Source organism: Streptomyces sp. 3330 (genome assembly GCF_031456635.1).
Taxonomy (GTDB): domain Bacteria; phylum Actinomycetota; class Actinomycetes; order Streptomycetales; family Streptomycetaceae; genus Streptomyces.
Genome location: NZ_JAVDVA010000006.1, coordinates 261,580 through 277,888, shown reverse-complemented (window position 1 = coordinate 277,888; position 16,309 = coordinate 261,580). Strand labels below are relative to the sequence as shown.

The following is a 16,309-nucleotide window of genomic DNA, read 5'->3' as shown; positions in this document are numbered from 1 at the left end:
CCCATGGGGACGGTGTCAGTGGAGTGAGTCGGGCACCGGGGCGAGCAGGCGCTTGTCCGTCACCACGGCCAGCGACAGGGTGCGGTAGCCGACCGACTCGAAGAGGATGGTGAGCTTGCCGTCGCCCTCGCTCATGACCTCTCCCTGGCCCCACCGGTCGTGGCGCACGCTGACGCCCGGCAGGTAGGGGTGGTCGTCCGCCGCGGGACGTGCGACGGTCTCCGCCGCCCGGACGGCGGCCGCGGGGCCCTCCCCGCGGGCCCGGGTCCAGCGGCGCCGGCGCGTGGCCGCCTTGTGCGGCCGTCCGGCCTCCTCGGACCGCTCGCGCCTCGGGCCGGTCGCGGGCTCGGCCGCCGGGCCCGCGCAGATGCCGCACGCCCCGCACGGGACGGGGACGGACTCGCCGAAGTAGCCGAGGAGGAACCGCCGCCGGCAGTCGGTCGTCTCGGCGTACCCGCGCATCATGTCGACCCGGGACTGTTCGAGCTTGCGGTGCGTGGCGTGGACGGCGAGGGCGCTCTGCACGGCGGCGTCGACCTCGTCGTCCGCGGAGGCGCCGTCGGCGCCGGTCGCGCCGGTGAAGCGGCTGCCGTCCCGTCCGGTACGGACGGCCCCGGCCTCCTCCAGCAGGTTCAGCACGGCGGACAGCGCCGTCGGGCCGAGTGCGCAGTCGGCCCGCAGCCGGGTCGCGCCCACGGCGCCCTTCTCGGCGCGCAGCCGCTCGACGACGCGGCGCAGCGCGTCGGCGTCGGGAGCGCCGGCGGCGAAGAAGCGTTGCAGGCCCAGGTCCTGCGGCCGGTAGGCGAGGATCGCCCTGGCCGGTGCCCCGTCGCGGCCGGCCCGGCCGATCTCCTGGTAGTAGGCGTCGAGCGAGCCGGGGACGGAGGCGTGCAGCACGAACCGTACGTTCGCCTTGTCGATGCCCATCCCGAACGCCGAGGTCGCCACGACCACGTCGAGTTCACCGGAGCTGAAGCGGTCCTGGGTGCGGCTGCGCTCGGTGGCGGACCGGCCCGCGTGGTAGCTCGCGGCGGACAGTCCCAGGTCGCTCAGCTGCTCGGCGTAGCTGTCCGCCGCCCGCCGGGTTCCCGCGTACACGATGCCCGGCTTCTCCTCGACGGCCGCCCGCTCCACGACGAACCGCTCCTTGGCGGCCGCGTCCTGGAAGGTCGTCACGTCCAGGTGGATGTTGGGGCGGTCGAAGCCGGCCACTATCTCCACCGGGTCGTCCATGCCGAGACGTTCGGCGATGTCCCGGCGTACCGGGGCCGCCGCGTTCGCGGTCAGGGCGAGCACCGGCGGGTTGCCGAGCCGCTCGCGCGCGTGGCGCAGCCGCAGGTAGTCCGGCCGGAAATCGTGCCCCCAGGACGACACGCAGTGCGCCTCGTCCACCACCAGCAGCCGCGGCCGGACAGCGCCGAGCCGGTCGGTGACGTCGGGCTTGGCGAGTTGCTCGGGCGCGAGGAAGACCACGTCGACGGAGGAGGCACTGATGCGGGCCCACTCCGTCTCGTTGTCGCTGCGGCGCTGCGCGGAGTTGATGACGGCGGCGCGCAGCGCGCCGGATCCGAGCAGGCTCTGCATCTGGTCCCGCTGCAGCGCGATCAGCGGCGAGACGACGACGACCGGACCGCCGAGCAGGACCGCGGGCACCTGGTACACGGCGGACTTGCCCGCGCCGGTCGGCATGACGGCGAGTACGTCACGCCCCTTCATCACGGCCTTCATCGCGGTCAGTTGGGCCGGGCGCAACTGCTGCCAGCCGAAGACCCGGCGGGCGATGCCGCGCAGCCGGCGGGACGTGAGTGCGAGCATGGTTCTCCTTGAAGGCCTGGCGTCCAACCGCCGTGTGTCTGGCGGTTACCCCGGCTCGCCGGGATATCGCCTCACGATTCGGTCGCGGACGTCAGGATCCCGATCCCCCCGGCACGTGCGTGTGCGCCCGTCGCGACGGCGACGGCCCGTCCCGCCGGGTGCGGCGGCCGTCCGGTGGCGTCGCCGTCCGCTGCCGTCGGGCAGCCGGGGATCCCTCCCCCGGGGCGCGGCTCAGCGGCGGCGCCGGCGGCGGGCCGCCACCGCTTCCGGGTCGATCTCCGGGTCGGTCCACTCCGCGGCCAGGGCCACGCTCACCTGCCGCCCCGCCGTGATGTGGTCGTGCGCGAGGGACGCGGCGCGGTCGCCGTCGCCTGCGGCGATGGCCTGGTACAACTCCTCGTGCTCGCTGCACTGTTGGGTGGGGTCGCGTTGCGCGGTGAGCCGGAACAGCCAGTGGGTGCGCGCCTCCAGGGGGCGCATGAGTCCGGTGAGGAGCGGGTTGCCGGCCAGCTCGACGATGTCGTTGGGGTGTACCCCCGGGTCCTGTTCCGCCTGGCCCGCCCGACCTCGTGGGAGGGGCGGCGGTCACCGCACGCGCAGCGGCCGGGTCCCCCGCTTCAGCCCTGCTCAGGATGTGATCCCGCGGCCCGCGGCGGCGGTCTCGGCGTGCCGTGCCTCCATCGCGTCGATCACCCGCTGCCGGGCCAGCCGACGGGCCTGCCTGAGTTTCGCGTCGGCCAGCAGAACGGGCGCGTACCAGATCCAACCCCACACGCTGAAGGAAACGGTCCCGCTCAGCACCAGCGCCTTGTTGGTGGCCAGGACCAGCACGAAGGTGGCGACGTACGCGGCCACCCGGTGGCGGACCAGCAGCCGGAGCGGGGCCCGCCACGGGCCGGCCAGCAGTTCCAACGCGGCGGCCACCTCGGCGGCCCGCAGGTCCTCCGGATGCGCGGCCGGCGGGCCGCCCCGCTGCAGCGCCTCGGCGACGTCGGCGCCGTGCGACGTCAGCGCCGCCTGCTCGGCCCGCGCGGCGGCCGTGCGCTCCCGCACGTCTTGCCAGTAGCCCCGGCCGGCCCGGCCGAGCGCGTCCTCCACCCGTGCCGCCTCGGGCGACCCGGCCGGAGCCAGCACGGCGATCCGCTCCTTGAGCAGGCCCGCCCGAGCGCTGCGCCCGGGGTACGTCCACGCGTCGGCCCGCAGGCACAGCTCCAGGTAGGAGACGAGCAGCCCGAGGTCGTCGGGCCACTCGGCGAGTCCGGCCTGGTAGGCCTTCTCGGCCTCGGCGTCGTGATCGTCCTCGTCCTCCGCCGCGTGCGCGAGGCCCAGCCACCGGTAGAGCACCGGATCGGGTCCGAGGTCCGCCAAGCCGGATGCGGCGAGCTTCCGGACCTTCGGGAAAGCACCCACCGCGAAGAGCTCCTCGCAGGGGTCGGCATATTCTTCGTGTGTCATCCGTCCCGCCCCCAGTTGATCAACAGGGCCACTCTCAGCCACACGAACTCGCTGGTCAATACGTTTCCCCGCCCTCAGCCCGGCCCGTCGCAAGAAGCCGCTTCGCGATGCGTGATACTCGCCTGATGAACTCAGGCCTGACGCCCGGAGGCGGGTCGATCACAATCCGCCGGGCCGTCGCGCGGGACGCCAAGCGGCTCACGCGGCTCGTGCGTGGCTCGCGCTCCTACGAAGGCCCGTACGCGCCCATGGTCGCGGGCTACCGGGTGGGCCCCGACTACATCGAGACCCACCGCGTCTTCGTGGCCGTCGCCGCCGACGAACAGCACTCCCCCGTGCTCGGGTTCTACTCGCTCGTCCTCGCCCCGCCGGAGCTCGACCTGCTGTTCGTGGCCGACGCGGCACAGGGCCGCGGCATCGGCCGCCTGCTCGTCGCGCACATGAAGTCCGAGGCCCGCGCCGCCGAGCTCGACCGCGTCCTGGTGGTGTCGCATCCGCCCGCCGAGGGCTTCTACCGCACCGCGGGGGCGGTGCGCACGGGCACCGCGCCGGCGAACCCTCCGGCCGTGGTGTGGGACCGCCCCCGATTCGAGTTCCTCATCCCGCCCGCCACGGCGACGGCACCCGGCGGCGGCTCCGGGGGGTGATCCCCCGAGGGGCTCGTCCCCGGCACGTCCGAGCCGCTGAGCGCCTTGGCCGAGGCGACCGCGCCCTCGTACGACCCGGCCGGAAACCACCGCCCGGAACCACCGCCCGGGACCGCGGCCGCCGTCCGGGTTGCGTCCCGCGGGTTTGCGGCGATGGTGGAGTCATGCGGCCGAAGAGCGGAACACCGCCCGGCCTGCCTCCCCCGCCGTCGTGTGACGGACGGCCGGTGGTCGTCGGGGCCCGGGGCCGGCTCGCGCCACGCCCCGGGAGCTTGCGCGGCCGTGCGCCCGCGGCGTGCTCGCGCGCCGGCTCGGGTCGGCCCGGGTGCGACCCGTCGGCCACCCGCCCGGCCGGTACGCCCCCGAAGGGCGGGCGGGGTGCGACCGCCGGGCCGCTGCGCGCCCCAGGGGCGGGCGAGGTTTCCTGACGAGGTGGAGACGAGGTGCTTCGAAGTGCCGCAGACCCCGCACATCGTGAGCGATGTGATGACGCAGACGGTCGTGGCTGTCGGACGCGACGCGCAGTTCAAGGAGATCGTCCGGACCATGGAGCAGTGGAGCGTCAGCGCCATTCCGGTCCTGGAGGGCGAAGGCCGTGTGATCGGTGTCGTCTCCGAGGCCGACCTGCTGCCCAAGGAGGAGTTCCGTGACAGCGACCCGAGCCTCTTCGACCAGCGCGGGCGCCTGTCCGACGTCGCCAAGGCCGGGGCGGCGACGGCGGGCGACCTCATGAGCACCCCCGCCGTGACGGTCCGTCCCGGCGCCACCCTCGCCCAGGCGGCCAGGATCATGGCCGTCCGGCACGTCAAGCGGCTGCCCGTGGTCGACGACGTCGGCATCCTCCAGGGCATCGTCAGCCGCGCCGATCTGCTGAAGGTCTTCCTGCGGTCGGACGAGGACATCGAGGAGGAGGTCCGCCGCACCGTGGTGTCGTACCTCTTCCCGGCCTTCAGCCACGCCGTCCACGTGGAGGTGCACGACGGTGTGGTCACCCTCCGCGGCCGCATCCGCGACACCTCGCTCATCCCGGTCGCCGCGCGCCTGGTGCGCGCCGTGGAGGGCGTCGTGGACGTCGAGCCCCACCTCACCGGCGCATCCGCCGGGGCGGCAGGGCGGGGAGACGCGGGCTGAACTGCGCCGGTGCGGCCCACGGGCGTCCCGTCAGGCCACGGTGACACCGTCGTCGAGATGGACGTCCAGGACGGCGCGGAGGAGCTCCACGCCGTCGTCGGCGGGCCGTGGGAACGCCTTGCGGCCGGTGATGGGACGACCGTGGCGCCGACCCGGGCGGCCCCGAGGCCGCAGCACTGCTCGGCACTGCCGCACATGATCTGGTCGTAGTTGTTCGGGCAGGTCAGCAGCTCGTGCGTCGAGCAGCCCCCGAGTCCGGCGCGCGCCGGGTGCGGACGCCGCCGTCGTGGGGCCGTGGAACAGTGGAGGAGGAGTGGCACGGCACGGGCCGAGCGGTTCCCGGGAAGGTCCGCGCCGGGCGAAGGAGGACACACGATGAGTCACCCGGTGGTGGTGGGTATCGACGGGTCCGCGCACAGTTCGGTGGCGGCCGACTGGGCGGCGCGAGAGGCCTCGTCGCGTGGCGTTCCGCTGCACCTGGTCCACGCCTCTCCCTCGCTGCCGGGCGCCGCCGTGCCGCTGCCGGCGGCGGACAGGTTGCGCGACCTCGGTGAGCAGATGCTCGCGCGGACGGCGGCCGACCTCGGCGACCGCCACCCCCGGCTGGAGATACGGGGCGAGCAGACGGACGACCCGCCCGCCTCGGCCCTCCTCGCCGCCGCGCGCACCGCCGGGCTCCTCGTCGTCGGCACGCGGGGCACGGGCGGCTTCGACGCGCTCGCGGTCGGCTCGGTGGCGCTGCGGGCGGCGATGGCGGCCCCGTGCCCCGTCGTCCTGGTGCCCCGGCGTCCCGTCGGCGCCGGGGCGGGGATGCCCGCGGCACGGGACGCCGCCCAGGTGGTGGTGGGGTTCGACGCGCATCACCCGGTCGGCGAAACGGCGGACTTCGCGTTCTCGGCCGCCGAGGCACGCGGCGCGGATCTGCGGGTGGTCCAGGCCTGGGCCCTGCCCGCCGAGTCCGTGTCCTCCCGGACGCCTGCGGTGACCGAGGAGGACCGTGCCGCCTGGGAGGACCAGGAGGTCGTACGGCTCTCCGACGCCCTGCGTGCGTGGCGGGAGCGGTATCCGCGGGTGACGGTCCGTCCCGATGTGGTGCTGCTGCACCCGGCGGAGGCGCTGCTGAACGCGTCCCGCGGTGCGCGGCTGCTCGTCGTGGGCCGCCGTGCCGATCCGGGCGCGGCCGAGGGCAGGCTGGGGTTCGTCGCCCAGGGCGTGCTGCACCACGCAGCCTGTCCGGTGGCGGTCGTGCCGCACGTCGGATGATGGCGGGCCGGCAGATCGGACGGGTCTGATGGGTCGGACGGGTCGGACGGGTCTGATGGGTCGGACGGGTCTGATGGGTCGGACGGCTGTGCCGCGAGCGTCCGGGAGTCAGCCGAAGAACACCTCGAACTCGTCGTACAGCGACGGGTCGACCCCCTTGGTCTTCTCCGTGGTCTCGGCGAGGGGGACGCGGACGATCTGCGTGCCCTGCAGCGCCACCATCACGCCGAAGTCGCCTTCCGCGACCGCGTCGATGGCGTGCAGCCCGAAGCGCGTGGCCAGCCAGCGGTCGAAGGCACTCGGCGTGCCGCCGCGCTGGACGTGCCCCAGGACCGTGGTGCGGGCGTCCGTGCCCGTGCGTTCCGAGATCTCCCGGGCCAGCCATTCCCCGATGCCGGACAGGCGGACGTGGCCGAACTCGTCCAGCATGCGGTCCTTGACCATCAGCTGTCCCTCCCGGGGGACGGCCCCCTCGGCCACCACGACGATCGGCGCGTAGTTGGTCTCGAACCGGCTCTTCACCTGCTCGCAGACCTGGTCGATGTCGAAGGGCCGCTCCGGGACGAGGATCACGTTGGCCCCGCCCGCGACACCTCCGTGCAGTGCGATCCACCCGGAATGCCGGCCCATCACCTCGACCACCAGGGTGCGCATGTGCGACTCGGCAGTGGTGTGGAGGCGGTCGATCGCCTCGGTCACGATGCCGACGGCGGTGTCGAACCCGAAGGTGTAGTCGGTGCCGGAGACGTCGTTGTCGATGGTCTTCGGGACCCCGACCAGCCGGACCCCCTGACGGCTCAGCTCGGCGGCCACCCCGAGCGTGTCCTCGCCGCCGATCACGACGAGCGCGTCCACGTCGTGTGCGGCGAGGGTGTCCCGCACCCGCCGCAGGCCGTCCTCGTGCTTGAACGGGTTGGTGCGGGAGGAGCCGAGGATGGTTCCGCCGCGGGGGAGGATGCCGCGCACGCTGGGAATGTCCAGCGGTACCACCTTGTCCTGGAGCGCCCCGAGCCAGCCGTCCCGCAGACCGACGAAGTCGAAGGCGTACTCCTGGACGCCTTTGCGGACGACGCTGCGGATCACGGCGTTGAGGCCGGGACAGTCACCGCCGCCGGTCAGCAATCCGACCCTCATGGCTTTCTCCCATCAGCTGGGCACCCGACCTGGTGGCAGCCTTCCCGGCGGTCGAAACCGCTGTCGGGGAGCACGGATGAGCTCCCCTCCAGCCTCCCTCCATTCCGACCGCGGTGGCCACTCGGCGCGGGCGGGGGCCGGCCCGGGGGCCACTCGGCCCACATGGACCCCATGAGTGCCCGATCGGCCCAGTGCGCGAGTCGGACCGAGGCGCATGCTCGAAGAAAGGGCCTGCGGGACACCGCAAGAAGATCCGCGGCGGACGGCCCGCGGCCGGCCTCGTGCGACAGAAGTACCGGCCGGTCCGACGCTGTCGACAGTTCCGCTCGCGATCCGAGGCGAAGGGACGACGTCATGGCCAGAGCGATATGGACCACACCGGACGTGTTCGCCGGGCGGGGCGGCGCCCGCACGGGCGAGGGCGGGGTGATGACCGGCAACCTGACCCTGCGCACGATCTGGGACGGAGCGCAGGCCGAAGTGGTGGTGCGGTACACCGGCACCTCCCACTGGCACGCCCTCGCCGGAAGCCCGGTGCCCTGCCCGTCCGAGCGGGACAGCAGGCAACTGCACCAGGCGGTGGTGGAGGCCGTGCGGGCCGGTGGCGGCGCGACCGTTCCGCGGTACGAACGGGTCGGCCGACCGGCCTACATGACGTGATCCGCGACGGAGGACGACGGGGACGCCTCCCCGCCCGGACCGCCGCCCGAGAGCCCGCCCGGGCCCGACGACGGTGATCCGTCCGGTCCCACGACGGCCGGGGCCACCACGCGACAGCGTTCCGTGGCGGCTCCGGACGGCCGGGGTCAGGCTGGGAGGACAGCGAAAACCGACGGGTGGCAACGGAATCTCCTGGAGGCGCCATGAACAGTGCGGACGGGCGTGAGCCGATCGTCGTGGGCGTCGATCCCGATCCTTCGAAGCGGCTGGCACTCGCCTGGGCCGCCGACGAGGCGGAGCGCCGTGGGCTGCCGGTGCGGCTCGTCCACGCCCAGGGTGTGCCGACCGCCGGGTACCGCACGGGCGAGGTACGACCGTCCTGGGAGGAGTGGAACCGCACTCTGCACGTGGCCGGTAACGAGGTGCTCGAGGAGGCGGCCGCCTTCGTCGCGTCCCGGCAGCCGGCGGTGGAGGTGTCCACACTGCTGGCCGAGGGAGAGCCGGCGTGGGTGCTGAGCGAGGAGGCACGGAACGCCTCCCTGGTCGTGGTGGGTTCCTGGCATCTGAGCACCCGGCGCCAGCTGTTCGGCTCCGCCTCCGTGTCGCTCCCGCTCTCCGCCCACTCCCCCTGCCCGGTCGTCGTCGTCCCGGAGCCGGAGCACATCACGCAGGAGCCCGGGTACGTCGTCGTGGGCGTCGACGGCAGCCCGCACTCCGCCGCGGCGGTGGACGTGGCGTTCGAGGAGGCGGCCCTGCGCGGGGCGGTCCTGCGGGCCCTGTACGTGTGGCATCAGCCGCTCCTCGGCGTGCTGAACGAGGACGCCGCCGTGCAGGAGTGCCGCCAGGTGCTGTCCGAGACGGTCGCGGGCCGGATCGCGCGGTACCCGGAAGTGGAACTGCACCACGAGGTCGTCCTCGGCCACCCGGTGCGGGTCCTGACGGACGCCTCGGAACACGCGCTGGGCCTGGTCGTGGGAACCCGCGGGCGCGGCGGTTTCACCGGCATGCTCCTGGGGTCGGTCAGCCAGGGAGTGCTGCACCACGCCCGCTGCCCCGTCATCACGGTCCCGGTGTGAGGCGCCGAACGGCCCGGTTCCCTGCCCCGTCCGGCCCTGGTGGAGCCGACGGCCCCGTCACACGATGAGGAACGGCGCCGTCCACCGGGGGCCGGCACCCCGGCGGGACGCCCGCCGAACTCACTGGAGTCCGAGATGGAAGCCTCTCGCAAGGCCCTCCGCGCGGTCCGACCGGTTCCGCCGGGACCGGGGACCCCGGCGTCGTACGGGTCCGGATGATGCGCACCGGCCCGCACCCGCCCGCACCGGGCGGAGGGACGGACGCGACGGTCGACGCCGTGCCCGGGTCCGGTCCGCTTCCCCCGCTGCGGGAACTCGCCCCCGGCGAGGTCTACACCGCCCTGAACACCTCACGGCGCGGCCTGGCCGCGGACCGGGCACGGGCGGAGCGGGAGCGGTACGGGCCCAACGAGATGCCCCGTACGGCGCGCCGCCCGGTGTGGCGGCGGCTGGGGGCGCAGTTCACGGACCTCTTCGCGGTCGTGCTGCTCGTCGCTTCGTCGATCACCTTCCTGGCCTACGCACTGCAGGACCCACGTGATGCGGGCACGCTTCAGCTCGCGGTGGCGATCCTCGGCGTCGTGGTGCTGAACGCCGCCATCGGGTTCGCGCAGGAGTACTCGGCCGAGCGGACGGCCCAGGCGCTGGAGGCGATGGTCCCCCACGCCTGCCGGGTGCTGCGCGACGGCCGGCGGCTGGAGGTGCCCGCCCGGGATCTGGTGCCGGGGGACGTGGTGGTGCTGGAGGCCGGGGACGCCGTGCCTGCGGACTGCCGGGTGGTCGAGGCGCACGAACTTCGGGTCAACAACGCGCCGTTGACCGGGGAGAGCGACCCCGTGAGCGGTACGGCCGATCCGGTGCCGGCCGGGCCCGCGCTGGAGGCGCGCAACTGCGTGTTCATGGGAACGGACGTCGTCGCCGGGTCCGGTCGGGCCGTGGTCTTCGCCACCGGTGCGGGGACCGAGTTCGGGCGGATCTTCCGGCTGGCCGCGGCCGCCCCGCAGCAGAAGACCCCCCTCCAGCACCAGGTGGCTTCCATGGCCCGGCGGGTGGCGGCCGCGGCCCTGGGGATCGGCGCCCTGATGTTCGCCGTGCGCCTGCCCACCGGGGAGTCCCTGCTGCCCGCGTTCGTGTTCGCGCTGGGGGTGATGGTGGCGATGGTGCCGGAAGGGCTGCCCGCCACCCTCTCGGTGTCCCTGGCCATCGGCGTCCGCCGGATGGCGCGCCGCCGGGCGCTGATCAAGCAGCTGCTGGCGGTGGAGGCACTCGGATCGACCACGGTGGTGTGCACCGACAAGACCGGGACGCTCACCCAGGCCGAGATGACCGTCACCCGGGTGTGGGCCGGGGGCGCGCCGCACGCGGTGACCGGTGTGGGCTACACCCCGGGCGGCGAGGTCGCCGACGCCGCGCCGGTGCGCGAGCTGCTGCGGGTGGCGGCCCTGTGCTGCGACGCCCGGCTCGTGCCGTCCCAGGACGCCCGGCGCCGGCGGGTGCTCGGCGACACCACCGAGGGCGCGCTGCTCGTCGTCGCGGCCAAGGCCGGTCTCGACCCGGTCGCCGAGGAGCAGGCGGCTCCCCGCGTGACCGAGTTCCCCTTCGACTCGGACCGCAAGCTGATGACCACGGTGCACCGGGACGGCACGGGCTACCGGGCGTGTGTGAAGGGAGCGCCGGCGGAAGTGCTGGCGCTCTGCACCGACGTGGAGTGGGAGGGGCGCCGGGGCCCGCTGACCGAGCGGGAGCGGGCGACGGCGCTCGCGGCGGGCGACGCGCTGGCCTCGCAGGCGCTGCGGGTGCTGGCCGTCGCACGGCGTGACCTCGACCGGCCCCGCCCCGCGCAGGACGAGGCGGAGTCCGGCCTCACGTTCCTCGGGCTGGTCGGGATGCTGGACCCGCCGCGTCCCGAGGTCGCCGACGCGGTCGCCGCCTGCCGCGGGGCCGGCATCCGCATCGTCATGGTCACCGGGGACCACCCGCTCACCGGGGAGGCCGTCGCGCGGCGGGTGGGGATCGTGCGGGGGCCGGATCCCGTCGTGGTGACGGGCGCCCGGCTCGACGCGATGGACGGGACGTCGCTCGACGCGCTGCTCGCCGAACCGTCCGAGCTGCTGCTGTGCCGGGTCAGCCCCGAGCACAAGATGCGGGTCGTCACCGCCTTCCAGCGGCGCGGCGAGGTGGTGGCCGTCACCGGGGACGGCGCGAACGACGCTCCCGCCCTCAAGCACGCCGACATCGGGGTGGCGATGGGCGCGTCGGGCACCGACGTGGCCCGGGAGGCGGCCTCGATGGTGCTCCTGGACGACTCGTTCGCCTCGATCGCCGTGGCCGTGCGGCTCGGCCGGGCGGTCTACCAGAACATCCGCAAGTTCCTCGTCTACCTCTTCAGCCACAACATCGGGGAGCTGGTCCCGATCCTGGCCGCGACCTTCGCCGGGTTCCCGCTGGTGCCCATCAGCGCGGTGCAGATCCTGGCGATCGACCTGGGCTCCGACGTCCTGCCCGCTCTGGCGCTGGGCGCCGAGCCGCCCGAGCCCGACGTGATGGAGCGTCCGCCGCGCGCCCGCCGGGAGCGGCTGTTCTCGGCCGGGGTGGTGGGACGGATCCTGTTCCTCGGCGGCATCCAGGCGCTGTGCGTCACCGCCGTCTTCTTCTGGCACGTCGGGTCCTCGGGGATCCCCTTCGACGACTTCACCAAGGACACGCCCGTCTACCGGGAGGCGATCACCATGGTCCAGGCCGGGATCGTGCTCAGCCAGTTCTTCAACGCGCTGGCGGTGCGCACCGAACGCCAGAGCATCCTGAAGGTGGGGCTGCTGTCCAATCCGGCCCTGCTGGTGGCGGGCGGCTTCGGCATCGCCCTCATGGCGGCGATCAGCTATGTGCCGCTGCTCCAGGCCGTCTTCGGCACCGCCGCGCTCGACGCCGCCGACTGGGCGCTGCTGACCGGGCTCGGGACCCTGCCCCTGATCGCCGACGAGGTCCGCAAGGGATGGCTGCGCCGCCGTGCCGGTCACCGGAAGGGAGCGCGACAGTGAAAGTGATCGTCGTCGGCTGCGGACGGGTGGGCACCACCCTCGCCGGGCTGCTCGCCGCCGAAGGACACGACGTGCGGGTCGTCGACCGGAGCCCGAAGGCGGCCCGGCGGCTGCCCGACAGCCCCCGCATCAGCTTCCACGTGGGCAACGGCTACAGCCGCGCCGTGCTCGAAGCCGCCGGCATCGAGCATGCGGACGCCTTCGTGGCCGTCACCTCCGGGGACAACAGCAACATCGTCAGCGCGCGCACGGCGAAGGAGACCTACCGGGTACCGAGGGTCCTCGCCCGCATCTACGATCCCCGACGCGCCGACATCTACCGCGAACTCGGCATCCCCACCATCGCCAGCGTCCGCTGGACGGTCCATCAGATCCACCAGATGCTGCTGCACCGCCACCTCTCCCCCGAGATCAGTTTCGGCAACGGCGAGACGCTCCTCTACCGCTCCGAGCTTCCGGCCTATCTGACCGGGCGGCCGCTGACCGGGTTCGAGGTCGACGGCGAGATCCGGGTCGTCGAGGTCACCCGCGCGGGCCGTTCCCTGATCCCCGCGCACGGCACGCAGGCGCGGGCGGGCGACCTGGTCACGTTCGCCGTCGCCGCGACCGCGCTCGGCAGGCTGCGCGGCTTCCTCGACAAGGAGTTGGGGACATGAACGTGATCGTCGCCGGAGCGGGGCGGCTCGGCACCCAGATCGCCCAGGTCCTCGCCGCCGCCCACAACGACGTGACGCTGATCGACGCCGACGACGACCGTGTCGCCGCCCTGGAGGGGCGCGTCCCCGTGCGGCTCGTCGCCGGGGACGCCTGTGAGCCCTCCCTCCTGGAACACGCGGGGGCGCTGAGCGCCGATCTCGTCATCGCCACCACCGGGGACGACGAGGACAACCTCGTCATCAGCCTGCTCGCCAAACGGCAGTTCTCGGTGCCCCGGGTGGCCGCCCGCATCAACGACGCCGACAACACCTGGCTGTTCGACGGGCGTTGGGGCGTCGACGTCGCCGTGCCCGCGGCCACCCCGCTGATCTCCCTCATCGAGGAGGCCACCGGGGCCACCGACACGGTCGCCCTGCTGCGGCTCAGCAAGGCCGGCGTCGACGTCATCGAAACGGCCATCACGCCGCGGTCCCGGACGGTGGGACGCGCCCTGCGGGATGTGGAACTGCCCGAGGGGACGGTCGTCGCGACCATCGTCCGCGACGGACAGCCGACCGTGCCGGATCCGGCGCTCCGGCTCCGCCCCGGCGACGAGATCCTGCTCGTCTCGCACACCGCGACCGAGCAGGAGATCCACGCCGCGTTCCAGTGACCGCTCGCCGGCGGAACCGTCATCCCGCTCGGGCGACGAGGAAGTCGGCACTGCCCGACAGTGTGGTCAGCCGGGGAGTGTCCTCGTCCTCGATGCGGACCCCGGCGCGTTCGCTGAGGACCTCCACGAAACTCAGGAAGTCCAGGGAGTCCATCTCCAGCACGTCACGGAACGCCTCGTCGGGCCCCAGGGCGGCGACGTCCGCGTCCGGGACGACCCGGGCGAGCGATTCCCTCACCATGTCCAGCGCGTCGGTCCGGTCGATGTTCACAGCTGCTCCGGGTTCTGCAGAAGGCGGGTGACCGCCGTGAGGAAGCGCGCCCCGACGGCGCCGTCGGTCGCTCGGTGGTCGGCCGAGAGGGTCGCCGTGACCACGGGCCGCACACCCAGCATGCCCTCGACGGCGCACGGCCGGTCGGCCACTCGCCCGAAACCGACCAGGGCCACCTGCGGCGGGTGGATCACTCCGAACACGGCCTCCACTCCCTGATCTCCGAGGTTGGTGACCGTGATCGTGGCCCCCGACACCTCGGAGCCCCGCAGTCTGCCCGTACGCGCCCGGGTGACCAGGTCCTTCAGGATCGTCATCAACTCCGGGAGCGCCAGCTCGTCGGCGTGGTGCAGCACGGGGGCGACGAGCCCTCCCCCGCGCAGCGACACGGCCACGCCGAGGTGGACGCCCTCGCCGGCCGTGAAGCGGTCGTCGGTCCAGTGGCCGTTCAGCTCGGGGACCTCACGGGCCGCCAAGGCTGCCGCCTTGAGCAGGAGGGCGGCGGGGAGCAGGCGTTCACCGACGGGGCTGCGCCGGTTGTGCTCGTGCAGCCGCTCCATCGCGGCGGCCATGTCCACGGTCGTGGACAGGTAGTAGTGGGGGATGTCCCTGTTGGCGCGGCTCATCAGACCCGCGATCGCCTGCCGCATGGCCGCACCCCGGTCCGCGGGACGCTGCCGGGACGGCCCTGCGGTGGCGGTGCCGACCGTCGCGGACCGGGGCTCGGCCGCAGGGCCGCGGACCGCCCGGCGCACGTCCGCGGCACGGACGGCCGAGTCCTTGCCCGTCCCTTGCACCATGGCCAGGTCGACGCCCGTCTCCGCCGCCAGCCTCCGGGCCAACGGGGTCACCCGCAGGCGCGGACGCCGGTCGGCCGCCGCTTCCTCGACGTCGGTTCGGGTGACGCGTCCCCCGGGCCCGGAACCGTGCAGCGTCTCCAGGTCGACACCGCTGTGTTCCGCCAGATGCCGGATCAGGGGGCCGACCTCCGTGTGCCGCCGCGCGCCGGACGCCACCGGGCCCGCGATGCTCGCGGGTTCGGGAAGCGGGGAAGGGGACGGGGAATTGACGGACGGGGACGGGGGCTTGACGGGCTCGGCCTTCGTCGCCGCGCCACGAGCCCGTCGTCTCTTCCCCGCCTTCTCCGCCTTCCCCGATCTCTCTGGTTTCTCTGGTTTCTTCGATCTCTCTGGTTTCTCCGCTTCCTCCAGCCTGCCGGCCCTGGTCGCCCTACCCGCCTTGCTCGCCTCGCCGGCCTTGGGAGGCTTCTTCTCCGTCGCCCCGATCCGCGCGAGCGGCGTGCCCACCGGGACGGTCGTGCCGGGCTCGACGAGCAGCTCGGCCATGGTTCCCGTTTCGAAGCACTCCACCTCGATGGTCGACTTCGCGGTTTCGACGACAGCGACCGGATCGCCCTTGTGGACGAGTGCTCCGGGCGCCACCAGCCACTCCACGAGCGTGCCCTCGTCCATGTCGGCGCCCAGGGAGGGCATGGTGAACTCGGCCATGGTCAGTCCACCGCCCGGTGGGCGGCCGCGACGATGTCGGCCGTCTGCGGCAGAGCGGCCTCCTCCAGCTGCCGGGCGTAGGGCATCGGCACCTCCGCGCCGCACACCCGCTCCACGGGCGCGTCCAGATCGTAGAAGGACTCCTCGGCGATGCGGGCGGACACCTCGGCGGCAAGGCTCCCCGTGCGCCACGCCTCGTCGACGACCACCGCACGATGGGTGCGGGCCACGGAGGCGGCGACGGTGGCGGAGTCGAGGGGCCGGAGCGTGCGCAGGTCGATCACCTCGGCGCTGATGTCCTCGGCGGCCAGCTCGTCCGCCGCCGCGAGGGTCTTGGGCAGCGAACCTCCGTACGTGATCAGGGTGATCTCGGTGCCGGACCGGCGGATCGCGGCGCGGTCCAGGTCGACGGGCGCGGTGGCCGGGAGGAGTTCGCCGGAGACGTTGTAGAGACTTCCGTGCTCGAAGATCAGGACGGGGTCGGGGTCGGCGAGCGCCGGAGCGAGCATGCGACGCGCGTCCTCGAGGGTGGCGGGGGCGAGCACGCGGATGCCGGGGATGTGCGCGTACCAGCCCTCCAGGCTGTGCGAGTGCTGGGCGGCGAGCTGGCGTCCGGCACCCGTGGTCATGCGGATCACGATCGGCACGGGCAGTTGGCCGCCCGACATGTGCAGCAGCGTGGCGGCGTTGTTGAGGATCTGGTCGAGAGCGAGCAGGCTGAAGTTGACGGTCATGATCTCGACGACGGGCCGCAGACCGGCCAGGGCGGCGCCGATGCCGGCACCCACGAACGCGGACTCCGACAGCGGGGTGTCGCGGACGCGTTCGGGGCCGAACTCCTCCAGCAGGCCGAGGCTGACGCCGAAGCATCCGCCGTAGCGGCCCACGTCCTCGCCCATCAGGAAGACGCGGTCGTCGGACCGCAGTGCGTCGCGCAGTGCCTCGCGCAGCGCCTCACGGTAGGTCGTCTTCGCCGGCTGCGGCCGCTCACCGTCGCCCATC

Annotated in this window: 16 protein-coding genes; 9 read left to right on the top strand and 7 right to left on the bottom strand. The window is 73.7% G+C overall.

Annotated elements, in window-relative coordinates:
• Positions 1–15: 15 nt before the first annotated feature.
• From J2X68_RS13275 to J2X68_RS13265, 3 genes are all read right to left on the bottom strand, one after another.
• Positions 16–1,815, bottom strand: a complete 1,800-nt coding sequence (locus J2X68_RS13275) for a RecQ family ATP-dependent DNA helicase (protein ID WP_310432704.1) — start codon at positions 1,813–1,815, stop codon at positions 16–18.
• Between the two features lie 231 nt (positions 1,816–2,046).
• Positions 2,047–2,325, bottom strand: coding sequence for an FCD domain-containing protein (locus J2X68_RS13270; RefSeq protein WP_310432789.1), 279 nt, complete (start codon positions 2,323–2,325; stop codon positions 2,047–2,049).
• 117 nt (positions 2,326–2,442) lie between these two features.
• Entirely contained in the window at positions 2,443–3,270 is an 828-nt protein-coding gene (locus tag J2X68_RS13265) for a hypothetical protein (RefSeq protein WP_310432703.1), read from the bottom strand.
• Positions 3,271–3,395: 125 nt separating this feature from the next.
• On the opposite strand from J2X68_RS13265, the gene J2X68_RS13260 reads away from it, so the two are divergent.
• The 4 genes from J2X68_RS13260 (at position 3,396) to J2X68_RS13245 (ending at position 6,311) form a co-directional block, all read left to right on the top strand.
• On the top strand, positions 3,396–3,917 hold the full coding sequence (locus tag J2X68_RS13260) for a GNAT family N-acetyltransferase (RefSeq protein ID WP_310432702.1): 522 nt from the start codon (positions 3,396–3,398) through the stop codon (positions 3,915–3,917).
• A gap of 453 nt (positions 3,918–4,370) precedes the next feature.
• Positions 4,371–5,048: a CBS domain-containing protein gene (locus J2X68_RS13255; RefSeq protein WP_310432701.1), complete on the top strand. Its 678-nt coding sequence runs from the start codon at positions 4,371–4,373 to the stop codon at positions 5,046–5,048.
• Positions 5,049–5,105: 57 nt separating this feature from the next.
• Positions 5,106–5,258 (top strand): hypothetical protein, encoded by a 153-nt coding sequence (locus J2X68_RS13250; RefSeq protein WP_310432700.1) that lies wholly within the window; start codon positions 5,106–5,108, stop codon positions 5,256–5,258.
• A gap of 165 nt (positions 5,259–5,423) precedes the next feature.
• Positions 5,424–6,311 carry a universal stress protein gene (locus J2X68_RS13245; RefSeq protein WP_310432699.1) on the top strand — a complete coding sequence of 296 codons (888 nt, stop codon included), beginning with the start codon at positions 5,424–5,426 and terminating at the stop codon, positions 6,309–6,311.
• Positions 6,312–6,419: 108 nt separating this feature from the next.
• On the opposite strand, the gene J2X68_RS13240 is transcribed toward J2X68_RS13245, so the two are convergent.
• Positions 6,420–7,445, bottom strand: coding sequence for a 6-phosphofructokinase (locus J2X68_RS13240; RefSeq protein WP_310432698.1), 1,026 nt, complete (start codon positions 7,443–7,445; stop codon positions 6,420–6,422).
• A gap of 354 nt (positions 7,446–7,799) precedes the next feature.
• Between J2X68_RS13240 and J2X68_RS13235 the strand changes: the two genes are divergently transcribed.
• The 5 genes from J2X68_RS13235 to J2X68_RS13215 all read left to right on the top strand — a co-directional run bounded on the left by J2X68_RS13235 (position 7,800) and on the right by J2X68_RS13215 (position 13,528).
• The gene (locus J2X68_RS13235; RefSeq protein ID WP_310432697.1) at positions 7,800–8,105 is read left to right on the top strand and encodes a hypothetical protein; all 306 of its coding nucleotides are present in this window, start codon (positions 7,800–7,802) and stop codon (positions 8,103–8,105) included.
• Between the two features lie 203 nt (positions 8,106–8,308).
• Positions 8,309–9,181 carry a universal stress protein gene (locus tag J2X68_RS13230; protein WP_310432696.1) on the top strand — a complete coding sequence of 291 codons (873 nt, stop codon included), beginning with the start codon at positions 8,309–8,311 and terminating at the stop codon, positions 9,179–9,181.
• 278 nt (positions 9,182–9,459) lie between these two features.
• Positions 9,460–12,219 (top strand): cation-transporting P-type ATPase, encoded by a 2,760-nt coding sequence (locus J2X68_RS13225; RefSeq protein WP_310432695.1) that lies wholly within the window; start codon positions 9,460–9,462, stop codon positions 12,217–12,219.
• Entirely contained in the window at positions 12,216–12,875 is a 660-nt protein-coding gene (locus tag J2X68_RS13220; RefSeq protein ID WP_310432694.1) for a TrkA family potassium uptake protein, read from the top strand. The genes J2X68_RS13225 and J2X68_RS13220 overlap by 4 nt, the downstream gene beginning before the upstream one ends.
• Positions 12,872–13,528: an NAD-binding protein gene (locus tag J2X68_RS13215; protein ID WP_310432693.1), complete on the top strand. Its 657-nt coding sequence runs from the start codon at positions 12,872–12,874 to the stop codon at positions 13,526–13,528. The genes J2X68_RS13220 and J2X68_RS13215 overlap by 4 nt, the downstream gene beginning before the upstream one ends.
• A gap of 19 nt (positions 13,529–13,547) precedes the next feature.
• Here the strand turns inward: J2X68_RS13215 and J2X68_RS13210 are convergent, their stop codons facing one another.
• The 3 genes from J2X68_RS13210 to J2X68_RS13200 are packed head-to-tail and all read right to left on the bottom strand — an operon-like array spanning position 13,548 to position 16,308.
• A complete protein-coding gene (locus tag J2X68_RS13210; RefSeq protein WP_310432692.1) occupies positions 13,548–13,799 on the bottom strand; it encodes an acyl carrier protein in 252 nt (83 codons plus the stop codon).
• Positions 13,796–15,307 carry a 2-oxo acid dehydrogenase subunit E2 gene (locus J2X68_RS13205; protein WP_310432691.1) on the bottom strand — a complete coding sequence of 504 codons (1,512 nt, stop codon included), beginning with the start codon at positions 15,305–15,307 and terminating at the stop codon, positions 13,796–13,798. Before J2X68_RS13205 ends, J2X68_RS13210 begins: the two co-directional genes overlap by 4 nt.
• A gap of 2 nt (positions 15,308–15,309) precedes the next feature.
• Positions 15,310–16,308, bottom strand: a complete 999-nt coding sequence (locus tag J2X68_RS13200) for an alpha-ketoacid dehydrogenase subunit beta (RefSeq protein WP_310432690.1) — start codon at positions 16,306–16,308, stop codon at positions 15,310–15,312.
• Position 16,309 lies beyond the last annotated feature (1 nt).

Excerpts from the sequence above, each read along its gene's own strand:
- J2X68_RS13215 (WP_310432693.1), top strand. The coding sequence starts at position 12,872 with ATGAACGTGATCGTCGCCGGAGCGGGGCGGCTCGGCACCCAGATCGCC.
- J2X68_RS13200 (WP_310432690.1), bottom strand. The coding sequence starts at position 16,308 with ATGGGCGACGGTGAGCGGCCGCAGCCGGCGAAGACGACCTACCGTGAG.
- J2X68_RS13250 (WP_310432700.1), top strand. The coding sequence starts at position 5,106 with ATGGACGTCCAGGACGGCGCGGAGGAGCTCCACGCCGTCGTCGGCGGG.
- J2X68_RS13240 (WP_310432698.1), bottom strand. The coding sequence starts at position 7,445 with ATGAGGGTCGGATTGCTGACCGGCGGCGGTGACTGTCCCGGCCTCAAC.
- J2X68_RS13235 (WP_310432697.1), top strand. The coding sequence starts at position 7,800 with ATGGCCAGAGCGATATGGACCACACCGGACGTGTTCGCCGGGCGGGGC.
- J2X68_RS13205 (WP_310432691.1), bottom strand. The coding sequence starts at position 15,307 with ATGGCCGAGTTCACCATGCCCTCCCTGGGCGCCGACATGGACGAGGGC.
- J2X68_RS13265 (WP_310432703.1), bottom strand. The coding sequence starts at position 3,270 with ATGACACACGAAGAATATGCCGACCCCTGCGAGGAGCTCTTCGCGGTG.
- J2X68_RS13245 (WP_310432699.1), top strand. The coding sequence starts at position 5,424 with ATGAGTCACCCGGTGGTGGTGGGTATCGACGGGTCCGCGCACAGTTCG.
- J2X68_RS13230 (WP_310432696.1), top strand. The coding sequence starts at position 8,309 with ATGAACAGTGCGGACGGGCGTGAGCCGATCGTCGTGGGCGTCGATCCC.
- J2X68_RS13275 (WP_310432704.1), bottom strand. The coding sequence starts at position 1,815 with ATGCTCGCACTCACGTCCCGCCGGCTGCGCGGCATCGCCCGCCGGGTC.
- J2X68_RS13260 (WP_310432702.1), top strand. The coding sequence starts at position 3,396 with ATGAACTCAGGCCTGACGCCCGGAGGCGGGTCGATCACAATCCGCCGG.